16 protein-coding genes and 1 tRNA gene are annotated in these 12,168 nt (G+C 69.9%); 6 read left to right on the top strand and 11 right to left on the bottom strand.

Going from position 1 to position 12,168, the window contains the following annotated elements; genetic code table 11:
• From ACESMY_RS22850 to ACESMY_RS22835, 4 genes are all read right to left on the bottom strand, one after another.
• On the bottom strand, positions 1–332 hold a 332-nt coding region (locus ACESMY_RS22850; RefSeq protein ID WP_372786951.1), incomplete at its 3' end, for a M24 family metallopeptidase.
• 98 nt (positions 333–430) lie between these two features.
• Positions 431–646, bottom strand: coding sequence for a hypothetical protein (locus ACESMY_RS22845; RefSeq protein ID WP_372786950.1), 216 nt, complete (start codon positions 644–646; stop codon positions 431–433).
• Between the two features lie 60 nt (positions 647–706).
• Complete coding sequence (sfsA, locus tag ACESMY_RS22840) at positions 707–1,414, bottom strand: DNA/RNA nuclease SfsA (protein WP_372786949.1); 708 nt, start codon at positions 1,412–1,414, stop codon at positions 707–709.
• Positions 1,414–1,812 (bottom strand): hypothetical protein, encoded by a 399-nt coding sequence (locus ACESMY_RS22835; protein WP_372786948.1) that lies wholly within the window; start codon positions 1,810–1,812, stop codon positions 1,414–1,416. Before ACESMY_RS22835 ends, sfsA begins: the two co-directional genes overlap by 1 nt.
• A 51-nt stretch (positions 1,813–1,863) precedes the next feature.
• Between ACESMY_RS22835 and ACESMY_RS22830 the strand changes: the two genes are divergently transcribed.
• The 3 genes from ACESMY_RS22830 (at position 1,864) to ACESMY_RS22820 (ending at position 3,504) form a co-directional block, all read left to right on the top strand.
• Positions 1,864–2,643, top strand: a complete 780-nt coding sequence (locus tag ACESMY_RS22830; RefSeq protein WP_372786947.1) for a competence/damage-inducible protein A — start codon at positions 1,864–1,866, stop codon at positions 2,641–2,643.
• Between the two features lie 210 nt (positions 2,644–2,853).
• Positions 2,854–3,147, top strand: a complete 294-nt coding sequence (locus ACESMY_RS22825) for a hypothetical protein (RefSeq protein ID WP_372786946.1) — start codon at positions 2,854–2,856, stop codon at positions 3,145–3,147.
• Positions 3,148–3,419: 272 nt separating this feature from the next.
• Positions 3,420–3,504, top strand: a tRNA-Leu gene (locus ACESMY_RS22820).
• Between the two features lie 7 nt (positions 3,505–3,511).
• Here ACESMY_RS22820 and ACESMY_RS22815 read toward each other — a convergent pair.
• The gene (locus ACESMY_RS22815; protein WP_372786945.1) at positions 3,512–4,267 is read right to left on the bottom strand and encodes a VOC family protein; all 756 of its coding nucleotides are present in this window, start codon (positions 4,265–4,267) and stop codon (positions 3,512–3,514) included.
• A gap of 132 nt (positions 4,268–4,399) precedes the next feature.
• Here ACESMY_RS22815 and ACESMY_RS22810 point away from each other — a divergent pair, with 132 nt between their 5' ends.
• The 3 genes from ACESMY_RS22810 (at position 4,400) to ACESMY_RS22800 (ending at position 7,782) form a co-directional block, all read left to right on the top strand.
• On the top strand, positions 4,400–5,221 hold the full coding sequence (locus tag ACESMY_RS22810) for an enoyl-CoA hydratase-related protein (protein ID WP_372786944.1): 822 nt from the start codon (positions 4,400–4,402) through the stop codon (positions 5,219–5,221).
• Positions 5,222–5,308: 87 nt separating this feature from the next.
• The gene (locus ACESMY_RS22805; RefSeq protein WP_372786943.1) at positions 5,309–6,739 is read left to right on the top strand and encodes a hypothetical protein; all 1,431 of its coding nucleotides are present in this window, start codon (positions 5,309–5,311) and stop codon (positions 6,737–6,739) included.
• Between the two features lie 80 nt (positions 6,740–6,819).
• The gene (locus tag ACESMY_RS22800) at positions 6,820–7,782 is read left to right on the top strand and encodes a sugar phosphate isomerase/epimerase family protein (protein ID WP_372786942.1); all 963 of its coding nucleotides are present in this window, start codon (positions 6,820–6,822) and stop codon (positions 7,780–7,782) included.
• An 11-nt stretch (positions 7,783–7,793) separates the two neighbouring features.
• Here ACESMY_RS22800 and ACESMY_RS22795 read toward each other — a convergent pair whose 3' ends face one another.
• The 6 genes from ACESMY_RS22795 to ACESMY_RS22770 form a co-directional block, all read right to left on the bottom strand.
• Positions 7,794–8,354, bottom strand: coding sequence for a sigma-70 family RNA polymerase sigma factor (locus ACESMY_RS22795; RefSeq protein ID WP_372786941.1), 561 nt, complete (start codon positions 8,352–8,354; stop codon positions 7,794–7,796).
• A 204-nt stretch (positions 8,355–8,558) separates the two neighbouring features.
• On the bottom strand, positions 8,559–9,821 hold the full coding sequence (locus tag ACESMY_RS22790) for a transporter (protein WP_372786940.1): 1,263 nt from the start codon (positions 9,819–9,821) through the stop codon (positions 8,559–8,561).
• Between the two features lie 32 nt (positions 9,822–9,853).
• Positions 9,854–10,381 (bottom strand): sigma-70 family RNA polymerase sigma factor, encoded by a 528-nt coding sequence (locus ACESMY_RS22785; RefSeq protein WP_372786939.1) that lies wholly within the window; start codon positions 10,379–10,381, stop codon positions 9,854–9,856.
• A gap of 19 nt (positions 10,382–10,400) precedes the next feature.
• A complete protein-coding gene (locus ACESMY_RS22780; RefSeq protein ID WP_372786938.1) occupies positions 10,401–10,925 on the bottom strand; it encodes a hypothetical protein in 525 nt (174 codons plus the stop codon).
• Positions 10,922–11,638 (bottom strand): C39 family peptidase, encoded by a 717-nt coding sequence (locus tag ACESMY_RS22775; protein ID WP_372786937.1) that lies wholly within the window; start codon positions 11,636–11,638, stop codon positions 10,922–10,924. The genes ACESMY_RS22780 and ACESMY_RS22775 overlap by 4 nt, the downstream gene beginning before the upstream one ends.
• Positions 11,635–12,015, bottom strand: a complete 381-nt coding sequence (locus tag ACESMY_RS22770) for a hypothetical protein (protein WP_372786936.1) — start codon at positions 12,013–12,015, stop codon at positions 11,635–11,637. Before ACESMY_RS22770 ends, ACESMY_RS22775 begins: the two co-directional genes overlap by 4 nt.
• Positions 12,016–12,168 lie beyond the last annotated feature (153 nt).

The raw sequence follows: 12,168 nt of genomic DNA, 5'->3' as shown, positions 1-12,168 counted from the left end.
ACGGTGACGTCGATGTTGGCGATGTCGCCCTCGCGCAGGGCCCGCTCGCCGGGAATGCCGTGGCAGACGATGTGGTTGGGGCTGATGCAGGTGGTCTTGGTGTAGCCGCGGTAGCCCAGGCAGGCGGGGATCGCGCCATGGTCGAGGATGAACTCGCGGGCCAGCGTATCCAGGTGGTCGGTGACCACGCCCGGCACGACGTGCGGGGTCAGCATGTCCAGGCACTCGGCGGCGAGCTTTCCCGCGGCGCGCATGCCCTCGAAGTCGGCGGGGCTGTGGATCTTGATCTGGCCGGTGCGGAATTCGGCGTCGAGGATGTCTGTGGAGGCCATGAATGTGTCCCGCGGCGCGCGCCGCGCTGTGTGCGAAGGGTCAGCCCTATGTCGCAATCATAGCACGGAACTTCAACGGGGGGCTTACCGCCGCGGGTTCAGGCCCGCTGGCGCGTATTGCTCCAGACGACCTGGGCGACACCGACCAGGGCCAGGATGGCGCCATAGACCACCCAGCGCTTGTCGTTGACCATGAAGCCCACCTTGAAGGCGATGTTCAGCCCCTGGAGAATCCAGACCCCGCCCATGCAGACCAGCAGAAGGCCGAGCAGGGTGGAGACCACCCGCATGACGATGTTGAAGGCGTTGCGCATCGGTCTTCTCCCCGGCTTGCTTCTGGTTGGCCGCAGGATGCGCCGAGCGCGCGGGCGCCGCTAGCCCGCGCCGGTCCAGGGCACGGGCGCGGTGATCCGCACGGCGTCGGGGCTCATCTCGCAGGCGTAGGCCAGGACTTCGACGCCCTTGGCGGCGGCCTCGGCGAGGCCCGTGGCGTAGGCCGGGTCGAGGTCGTGGCAGGCCTGGAACGCGTCACAGTCGGTCCGCTGGATCACGAACAGCATCACCGCGCGCTCGCCGGCCTCGACCATGGCGGTGAGTTCTCTCAGGTGCTTCAGCGAGCGGGCGGCCACGCAGTCGGGGAACTCGGCGAGCGCGCCTGAGCGGCGCAGGTGGCAGTTCTTCACCTCCAGCCAGCAGGGCGCGCGGCCGGGGGCTTCCAGCAGGAAGTCCACGCGGGAATTCGTGCCGTACCTCACCTCACGGCGGTGGGTGGCGTAGCCGGTCAGCTCGGGGATGGCGTCGGCGGCCAGCGCCTCGGCGACCAGGCGGTTGGGATGCATGGTGTTGACGCCGACCAGGCCGCCGTCGGCCTCGACCAGCTCCAGGGTGTGAGCGAGTTTTCGTTTGGGGCCGTCGGAGCGGGAGACCCAGGCGCGGAGGCCGGGCGTGTTCAGGCCCAGCATGGCGCCGGGGTTCGGGCAATGGGCGGTGATCTGGGTCCCGTCGTCGAGCGCGATGTCGGCGAAGAAGCGCTTGTAGCGGGCGACCAGCACGCCGCGGGAGAGCGGCGAGATGAACTGCATCAGGGGCGCGTCTGGGCGCAGTCGGCGAAGGCCTTGCACGTCCAGTGCGTCGCGCAGACCGCGGCCGTGAACTTCGGCAGCAGGCGAAGCCGCTCGTAGGCCAGAAGCGAACCGGTGTTGGCGCAGCCGAGGCCGGCGATGGAATGGGCGCACTCGCGGCTGACCGAGCGCAGCACCGCCCGCCTCGAACGGCGCGGCAGGCCGTCATCGAAGCCTTCCATCACGCTGTTGAGATCGCCGAGCGACAGGTCCTGGAGGTCGCGTCCGGGGCACTGGCGATCAAGCGCGGCGAGGTAGGGCCCCATCGCGCGGTCATATGGCGTCTTCGGCGCACCTTGCACGGTGGGCGCGGCGAGGCAGAGGAGGGCGGTTGCGAGGAACAGTTGCGGAAGGCGCATGGGCGAGGCTAGTCCGGGACGATAGTCGAAATGTAGGCGAGGGGCCGGCGGATGGCGAGTGGCGAAGAGGGGCGGGTCACCGCCGCGGTCCTGATCATCGGCGACGAGATCCTGTCGGGCCGGACGCAGGACACCAACCTGCGCGACATCGCCAAGTACCTGGGTGTCCACGGCGTCGACCTGGCCGAGGCGCGGACCGTGCCCGACGTGCACGAGGAGATCATCGCCGCGCTCGATGCGCTGCGGGCGCGCTACGACTATGTGGTCACCACCGGCGGCATCGGGCCGACCCACGACGACATCACAGCCGACGCCGTGGCCGCGGCCTTCGGGGTCGAGCTCTACGAACACCCGGAGATCATCGCGCTGATCGAGGCGCGGATCCGGACCCGGCCCGGGGCGGTGATGAACGCCGCGACCCGGCGGATGGCCCGCGTGCCGGTGGGCGGCGAGCTGGTGCGCAATCCGGTCTCCGGACCGCCCGGCTTCACCATCGGCAATGTCTTCGTGCTGGCCGGCGTCCCTTCGATCATGCGCGGCATGCTGGAGGACGTCGGCCACCGGCTGCGCGGCGGGACGGTGACGGTGGCGCGCACGGTGCGGGTCGAGGGCTCCGGCGAGAGCATCATCGCCGCGCCGCTCGAAGCCGTGGCCAAGGCCCATCCGGCCATGTCGCTTGGCAGCTATCCGTTCTTCGATGGGACCCAGTATGGCTCCAACCTGGTGCTGCGCGGACGCGATCCGGAGGAGCTGTCGGCCACGGTCGGCGAGCTGATCGCCGCCCTGCACGGCGTGGGCGTGGAGAACGTTCGGGAAGTCGAGACGCCCTAGCCGCGACTTGGCGGGGCAGGGCTCGACCTGCCAGCGCCGATCCCGGTCGGCCCCCTCGTCGCGGCCGTTGTTCATCGCGCCTTAAAGGCGGATGGCGCAAATCTGCGCAATATCGACGCGGTCCGTAGTCAGGGGCGCGTACGGTTTGGCACGCAACCGATGATCGGTTATGCGTCCCAAAGAACGTGATTTCCGGAGCGTCTGAGTTCAATGATCAGTGCCATCCTCGCGGCCGCCATCCTCCTGGCCGACACCACCGCCGCGCTGCAACAGCCGGCGCCGGACGCCGCGGCGAAGTCCACGGCGACGGCCCAGACCGCCGCCCAGGCGACCGCCGCCGCCAAGAAGAACGACCCTCAGGCAATGGTCTGCCACAGCGAGCCGGTGCTGGGATCGCGCCTGCCGACCAAGCGCTGCCGTACGCAGGGCGACATCGCGACCGAAAAGCTCGAAAGCCGCCAGGCGCTCGAGCGCTCGCAGATCATCACCGACCCCGGCCACTAGGCCGTAGCGCGTCCCGCGATGTGTGGGGCGATCGCAGCGGGTAGGATGGAGTCCTTCAGGTAGGCCGTGACCCCATAGGTCACGTCGGCCAGCAGATAGAACACCAGCGTCGGCCAGACGATTGCCGGGCGGTAGCGGCGCCGCGCCTCGGACGTGCTCTGGGGCGGCCCCTTGCCCCCGGCGTAGCTACGCGATCTGCTGAGGGCTAGGCCCGGCCCGTAGGGTTTCGGCTATCGACGGAAAAGGCCTCGTCGGATAGGCCTTGGGCCGGCGGGGACCTGGCGGAACCGGTAGACGCAAGCGACTTAAAATCGCTCGGAGCAATCCGTCCGGGTTCGAGTCCCGGGGTCCCCACCAAGCAAGTCTAGGCCCGGACCAGGCGCACGCGGGTTCCGGCCAGCATCACGTCACCGCTGTCGGCCAGGCGGCCGCGGGCCTTCGCCGCGGCGCGGACGGCGGCGGGATCGCGCACGGCGACATCGAAGCGGCCGAGGCCGTCGCCGCGGCCGTCCGCGGCCTGGACGAAGCGGATCTCGCCGCCGTCGAGCCCGATGCGCCAGGCGCCGTTCGCCTGCTCAGCCGGACGTCCCAGCACCTCGGCCCAGCGCCTGGCCATGCCGCCTGGGTCGTCGCCCTGCAGCTCGGCGCCGACGATCCCCACCGAGGTGTCGGTGCGGGCGTTCTCGCGCCAGACGGGACCGCCCCATTCCCAGCGCGGCCAGGGGTCCATGTAGTCCAGCGACAGGATCGCGCCACCGATGTCCTTGGGGTGCACATGGCTCATGGCGACGGTCCCGCCGTGCAGGTCGGCCTGCTCGACCACCCGGGCCTTGGCCGCGGCGATGCGGGCGCGGGCCTCGGCGATGTCGGGAACCTGCAGGATGACCATGTAGCCGCCGTCGCCGCCGCGTTTCTCGATGAGCCGTCCGGCGGTGGTGCCGTCCTGCTTGGGTGAGACGACCTCCAGGAAGGTCTCGCCAACCGGGAAGACCGCGTTCTTCAGCCCGAACTTGCCGACGCCCGGATCGTCGTAGGCGTAGTCGAGGCCGAGCACCGCGCGGATGTCGGCCTCGGCGGCGGGGAGGTCCGCGCCCACCAGGGCGATCTGTCGAAGGCGCATGGATCCGGCTCCCGTGAGTTGGTCCGCGAGCTTACGGCCTCGCCGCTGCCGCAGGTCAAGCCGGGCTTCCGTTCCGCGCGCGTCAGGGCCTAGGGTCTTGGCCAACGGCGAGGCGCACGGAGGAACAAGACCATGAGTAAACGCGACACCGGGACCGAGGACCTGCTGGCGGACCTGAAAGGCGGCGTGCTGACGCTCACTATGAACCGGCCCCAGGCGCGCAACGCCATGAGCGACGCCATGAACCAGGCGCTCGCCCGCCAGCTTGCCGCCGCCGAGCTCGAGCCGGAGGTCAAGTGCGTGGTGCTGACCGGCGCCGGCCAGGGCTTCTGCGCCGGGGGCGACGTGAAGGGCATGAACGAGCGCAATACCGACGGGGGCCGCGGGGCGAGCCTCGACGAGACGATCCATGCCCAGCGGGTCAATCAGCGGGCGACGGCGGGCATGCTGTTCAAGATGCCGAAGCCGACGCTGGCGGCCCTTCCGGGCGCGGCGGCCGGGGCGGGGATGTCGCTGGCGCTCGCCTGCGACCTGCGGATCATGGCTAGGAGCGCCTTCATGACCACCGCCTTCGCCAAGGTAGGCCTGGCCGGCGACTATGGCGGGACCTATTTCCTGACCCAGCTGGTCGGGACGGCCAAGGCGCGCGAGCTCTATTACCTGTCCGAGCGGGTGAGCTCGGAGGAGGCCCTGCGCCTCGGCCTGACGAACTGGCTGGTCGAGGCCGACGAGCTCGCCGCCAAGACCGGAGAGATTGCGGCCCGCCTGGCGGCCGGCCCGCAGGTCTGCTTCCGCTACATGAAGGAGAATCTCAATCGCGCCCTGGGCGGCGAGGTCGACGAGTGCCTCGATATCGAGGCGACGCATCATGTGCACAGCGCGTCCACCGCCGACCACCGCGAGGCCGCCCAGGCCTTCGTGGAAAAGCGCCAACCGGTGTTCCAGGGCCGCTGAGCCGGGCGGCCTTCGAAACGAAAGCCTTAAGGGGCTCTGGCCGATGGATGGAGCCGAAGGCGCGAATCGGGGCGAGGGGGACTGCGCGTGTTGCGATCGAACCTGACCGTCCGCGGCCTCGCGCCGCCGATCGCCGGCCTGCTGGTCTTCCTCGCGGCCTTTTCGGCCAAGATCCTGAACGACGGGGACACCTGGTGGCAGGTGGCCGCGGGCCGGCTGATGATCGCCCGCCGCGCGGTGCTGCACGCCGATCCGTTCTCCTACACCGTGGCCGGCGCGCCCTGGCACGCCCACGAATGGCTGGCCCAGATCGCGCTGGGCGGCGCGTTCAACGCCGGCGGCTGGAGTGGCGTGGTGCTGCTGAGCGCCGCAGCCGCCGGGCTGACGGCCTGGCTGCTGGCGCGCGACCTCGGCCGCTGGATCGACGGCCTGCCGCTCTTCATCCTGCTGACCCTGGGACTGCTGGTCGGCAGCGGCAGCCTGTTGGCCCGGCCGCACCTGCTGGCGCTGCCGATCCTGGAGATCTGGACCGCGGAGCTGATCCGCGCCCGGGCGGAAGAGCGGGCGCCGCGCTGGATCGTGCTGCCGCTGATGGCGCTCTGGGCCAACCTGCACGGCAGCTTCATGTTCGGCCTGGCGCTGATCGGGCCGTTCGCGCTGGAGGCGCTGTTGGCCGCGGCGCCCGCCAGCCGGCGCGCGGTGGTGCTGCGCTGGGGCGGCTTCGGGATCGCCGCCGCCGTCATGGCGGTGCTGACGCCGGACGGGGTGCAGACGCTGCTCTTCCCGCTGCAGCTCCTGGGCATGAGCAGCCTGGCCGGCATCGGTGAATGGGCGCCGGAGAACTTCGCGGCCGTGGGGGTGCTGGAGATCGCCCTGCTGGTCGGACTCTTCGTGGCGCTGACGCGGCCGATCCGCATGCCGTGGATCCGGGCCGCCTTGCTGCTCCTGTTGCTGCACCTCAGCCTGCAGCACGGGCGCTACGAGCAGATGCTGGGGGTGATCGGAGCGCTGCTGCTGGCGAGGCCCCTGGCGCAGGCCTATGGGCAGGGCGAAGGCGTGCCGGCCGCCGGCGCCCTGCCGCGGACGTCGATGGCCGTGGGGCTGATCGCCGGCGCCCTGGCCGTCGCGCTCGGCGTGGGCCGGCTGGCGGTTCCGATGACCCGCGCCGATGACGCCAACACCCCGATCTCGGCCGTCGCGGCGACGCCGGCGGCCATCCGTGAGACCCATGTGCTCAACGACTACAGCTTCGGCGGCTATCTGATCGGCCAGGGCCTGAAGCCGTTCATCGACAGCCGCGCCGACCTCTATGGCGACGCCTATCTGCAGGCCTATTCGCGGATGATGCGGCCGGACCGCGCGGCGCTGGCCAAGGCGCTGGACGGGCGTCACGTCGGCTGGACGCTGTTCAAGGCGGGAAGCCCCGTGGTCGACGCGATGGACGATATGCCCGGCTGGCGGCGGCTCTACGCCGACCGTTGGGCCGTGGTGCACGTGCGGGCCGTGACGCCGCCCTAGCCACGCCGCCTTGCCTCGCCGCCGCGATGCCGCATGATGGCGCGAGATCAGTGGCGATCGCATGGGGCGGGATTGAACAGATGGCGGAATGGACCCGGAGGACGGCCCTGGGCTGGAGCCTCGCAGCGACGGCCTCGGCCTTGGCCGGCGCAACGGCGGCGCGGACGGTGAAGGAGCCGTTCTTTAAGGGGAACGGCCTGCCCATCGGCCTGCAGCTCTACACTCTGGGCGACGCCTTGAAGGCCGACCTCGACGGCCAGCTCGGCCAGGTCGCCAGGATCGGCTACCGGACCGTCGAGATGGCGGGCTACCTAGGGCGCACGCCCGTCGAGCTTCGGGCCGCCTTCGACAAGGCTGGGCTCGCCTGCACCAGCAGCCACGTGCAGGGCAAGTCCACGGGCCCGGACCCTAGTTTCGCGGACCTCGACCGGCTGATCGCCGACGCCCACGTGATCGGCATCAAGCACATCGTCATGCCGATGTTCTCGATCCCCGCCCATGTCGACATGGCGCCCAAGGCGGGTGAGGACCGGCGCGCGGTGCTGGCCCGGCTGGCGGCGCAGATCACCGCCGACGACTGGAAGGCCACCGCGGACTTCCTGAACACCAAGGGCCGCGCCCTGAAGGCGGCGGGCCTGACCACCGGCTACCACAACCACAATGTCGAGTTCGCGCCCTCCGGCGGCAGCACGGGCCTCGACATCCTGCTGGCGAACACCGATCCCGCGCTCGTGCAGTTCGAGATGGATGTGGGCTGGGTGGTGGCGGCCGGCGCCGATCCCTTGGCCCTGATGAAGGCGCATCCGGGCCGCTTCAAGATGATGCACGTGAAGGACGTCAAGGCGACGACCAAGTCCAACTTCGCCTTCCAGCAGGATCCGGCCGAAGTGGGCTCCGGGATCATCGACTGGAAGCGGCTGCTGGCGGCGAGCTATGCGGCGGGCGTGCGCGACTTCTTCGTCGAACAGGAACCGCCGTTCGCCAAGCCGCGGATGGAGTCGGTGAAGATAAACTTCGACTACCTGAACACCGTGGTCGCCTAGCTTCGACGGGCCTAGGCGAGATCCTGCAGCGCGCCGCGCAAGTGGCCCGTCGCCAGCCGGATCCGCGACTTCACCGTTCCGAGCGGCAGGCCGAGGCGTTCGGCGATCTGCGGATGGGTCTGTTCTTCGAAGAACGACAGCCGCAGCACCTGCGCCTGGTGCTCCGGCAGGCTGTCGAGCGCGGCGCGCAGGCGGGCCTCGTTCTCTGAGGAATTGAGTTGCTCCTCCGGCGTCGGTTCGCCCTCTGGCGGGGCTATGATCCGGCCGTCGTCGGGCCGCCGGTTGCGGCGCACGGCGTCGATCCACAGGTTGCGCGCGATCGTGTGGATCCAGGCCGAGGCGCCGGCCCGCTCAGGGTCGAACAGATGCGCCTTGCGCCAGATGACCACGAAGACGTCCTGGGTGAGCTCGTCGGCCATCGGCTCGTCGACGCCATGCCGCAGCAGGTAGGCTCTTACCCGAGGCGCGAAGCCGGTGAACAGCGCGACAAAGCACCCACGATGCCGCTCTCGGCCGATGGCGGCGATCCAGGCCGCCGGGTCGGCCAGATTCGTGGCGGCCGGCGCGCGCACCGGTCTGCCGTCGCGCCCTGCGACGCGACGTGAAGTTGTGATCGGAGACGTAGCTTGGACAGACATGGAAAGTTGGACAGCCCGTGTTTTGTGAACAAACACACGCGAATTCCTGCTGATGCAAGCTGAGCCATGGGCTTTCACGTGAGAATTAAGAATTGCCGGTTCTACTGCAGGATGTATTTCTCGCGCCGGCAGATATAATCAAAACACATACGGCAACCGGAAGACGACGCGGACGTCGGGCGCATCGGAGGTCACCCCGAATTCAAAGGAGTTGTTCAGCGTCAGCCGCTCGGTCAGGCGGAAGGACCAGCCCATCAGCAGGCTCCCCACCTGCAGCGGCTGGGTCGTCTGCTTGGTCGCGCCCAGTTCGCTGGTGGTCTTGAAGATGTAGCTGTGGCTGTAGCCGAGCGAGATCGAGAACCGCGGGTTCAAGGCCAGGCCGAAGCCCAGCGACGCGCCGATGGAATCGCCCGGTTCGACCTCGCCGACATGCACCGCCGCGTCGCCTGAGCCGATGGTCCGGTCGATGTTGCGACTGAAGTTGTGCAGGTAGGTGAGGCCCGCGAAGATGATCGCGGGATCGGTCGGGTAGAGCATGGTGACGCCGCCCTCCAGGCCCCAGAAACCCGAGCCGGTGGCGAGCGATGTGGCGACGCCGAATTCGTCGTAGTCGACATTGTAGGGGCCGACGCCGGTGGGCGGCTTCAAGCGGGAGGTGGCGACGAAGATCGGCCCGCCCCGGGTGCCGGAATTCAGCTGGTAGCGGGCGTCGAACTCGATATCGCCGATGTCCTGGCCGCGCAGTTCGCTGGAGCGGGAGATCGTCTCGTCGCGCTGGGCCAGGGTGGTGATCCGGTCGTCGCGCCATATGTAGGGGATCCGCGCCTCGACCTCGAGCCGATTGGTCAGGCCGTACCGAGCGGCCAGGGTGGCGACCCCGGTGTCGCGCGCCGCGTCGCTGGCCTCGATGACGCCCAGCTGGATGCCGGGCACGATCTCGACGCCGCGGAACACCAGCCGGTTGTTGCTCGAGCGCACGAACTCGACAGATGGGTCGATGACCAGCCTGCCCTTGGGGGTCAGGACGCCGAGCTCCGGCGGAATGGCGGCGATCTGGCGTGGCGCCTCCTCGGCCGGGCGCTCGCCGACCGGACTGGCGGGCGCGGCGATGACCGCCACGGCGGGAGCGGGCTCGGCCGGCGCCGCCTGCGGCACGCCGATCAAGGTCGCGCGGACCGCCTCGCCGGGCGACGTCGGAGCGCCCCGGCGTTCGGCGCGCAGGGCGTCGATTTCCGTCTGCTGCGCCTCGATCACCTTCGCCTGGCGGGCCAGCTCGGCCTGCACCTTGGCGAAATCGTCGGCGCTGACGCCCTGGGCGCACGCGCGGCCGGCGGCCATGGCCAGGACAAGCGCTGCGAACCACGCCGTGGGGGCCATGCGCAGGATGGGTTTCTTGGGCATGCGACGGTCTCCAGTCATCTGGGGCTGGCCGGCTATTGGATGAGCGGGGTGGCCGAGGCGTCCCGGCCGGCCTTGCGATCGTGCAGGCCGGTCAGGTCGGCCAACTGGGCGCGCCCGCGATGGACCCGGCCGCGCAGGACGCCAATGTCGCAGCCGCAGGCGTCCGCCGCTTCCTGGTAGGACATGCCCAATGCGCCGACGAGCAGCACGGCGTCGCGGTTGTCGTCCGGCAGCTGCGGCAGGGCGTCGAGCAGCTCGGCGAACTGGATCCGCCACTCCTGCTCCGGGCCGAAGGGGACCTGGCTGGAATATTGCCCGTCGATATCCTCGACCCAGGAACGCTGGCCGGTGCGCTGGGTGAGGAACAGGTTCTTCATGATGCGGAACATCCAGCCCGCGAGATTGGTCCCGAGGATGTAGCGGTCGCGAAACCGCCAGGCCCGCATCAGGGTGTCCTGGACCAGGTCGTCGGCCTCGACGGCCGAACCGGTCAGGGCGATCGCCGAAGCGCGCAGCCGGGGGATCACCGCCAGCATCAGATCACGAAAGTCGTCACTCATGGCCCACCCCAGATGAATCCTATGGCCCCGGTCTGCTTCGCAGCGCGGCCCCCACCGCGCTCTGCAGCGACGCTGCGATGCGGTCGCCCGCCACCTGCCGCTGCAGGTCGGCCAGCTGAGGCACGACGAGGGTGATGTCGGTGTCCTGCCGGATCGTCCGGTTGCTGGCCGTGTTCAGGACGACACTGGCGATCCGGTCCGCGGAGAGGTTCTGCAGGACCTGGGTCGCGCCGCCGGTCTGACCGGGCACGGTGACGGTGAACCCACCGGGCAGGGCTGTTGCGTCGCTGGCCCCGGCGACCCGCTGGGTCTGCACGCCCTGGTCCGTCCAGGTGAGCTTGGTTTCGAGGACCAGTTGGCCGTCGACGAAGGCCCTGACCGAGACGCCGAAGCCGATCTCCAGCCCCATAGGCGTCTGCAGGCCGCCGCGCTGCTCGGCGAGTTCGCCGTCGCTGAGGCGCGTCCCAGCGGCCATGGCGGCGATGGGCGACCCCAGCGACAGGACGGCGCCGGCCAGCACGGCGAGGGCGGCCAGCCTCCTCATGGCGCGGCCAGCCGGAAGGGGGTGATCTGATAGATCGGCGGCAGCTCGCGGGTGAGCGCTCCCAGGCTGTAGTCGTAGAGCCGCGCCCTGGGCGCATGGGGCAAGGCGGCCCATTCCTCCGCCCGGTTGAAGGCGACACGCTCGCCGCCCTCGATCTTGAAGATCACCCCGTTCCAGACCTTGGCGAAGTCGGCCGTGGCGTAGGCCCTGAGGCCCTGGGCCGGATCGCCCACCAGCACCCGCCCGTCGCGGACACCCTTCACGACGACGAAATGCCGGTAGCCGGCGATCTGGATGACGGCGATGCCCGGGGCGTCGGAGGCCTGCAGGTCGTCGAGGGTCTCGCGGTAGCCGTCGGCGGAGAGACCGATCGAGCCCAGGTAGGTCTTCATGTCGAGCAGGGAGAAGCCGACCTTGCGGATCTTCGGCTGGTCGCCGACCGCGTACATGGCCTTGAAGACCTGCGCCTCCCCGATGGGCCGGCCGTAGTGTTCGCGCAGCAGGGTGGCGAGCGCGGCCGAGCCGCAGCTGTAGTCGTACTGCTGGCGCACCACCGTGCGGAACGGCATGTCGCGCATCGTCGTCACGCGCAGGGCGAAGACGCTATCGCCGGTGTTGACCCTGCCCTGGCCGGCGACCTGGGATGGCAGAGCCGCCGACGTCAGGAACGCGGCGGCCAGGATCACTGCCGAGAGGTTGCGGGCGCGGATCATGGCGGAGGCGGCGTGGTCACCACGCTGACGCTGATCGCCCCCTGGAGCGTGTTGTTGGCCCCGGTGTTGAGGACGAAGTTGCCGATCCCGTTGAAGCCGCTCAGAGAGCCCGGCTCGAAGTTGATCTGGCCGGAGCTGAGCGCGCCCGCGTTGATGGTGTTGCCGGTGGTCATGCCGGTGAGCTGCTGACGGTTCAGCACCTCGACGCTCACCTCGGAGCCGCCGTTGATGCCGGCCATCTCCGCCGGGCTGAGGGCCTTGGGCGGGGTCGCCGCGACGGGCGGCCTGGCCGGCGCCGGCGCAACGGATTGCGCCATCGCAGGTGCGCACGTCAGCACGGCGCCGAGCAGGACGGTCGAGAGTGCGAAGCGAGGCATCTGAGCTCTCCGGCGGGAAGGAACGAGCGAAGAATCGCGCCGGGCGCCCAAGGAGCGCCCCGCGCCGCCCCGTTTAAGGAAGGGGGGGGGGGGGCGGAGCGGTGTTTTTGGGTTGGCCCCCGGGTGGTGGGCCCCCGGGTAAGGGGACCCAGT

This window comes from Phenylobacterium sp., assembly GCF_041691455.1.
In the GTDB taxonomy this organism is placed as follows: Bacteria; Pseudomonadota; Alphaproteobacteria; order Caulobacterales; family Caulobacteraceae; genus Phenylobacterium.
Note: the sequence above shows the minus strand (reverse complement) of the source record. Positions and strands in the feature narration are given on the sequence as shown.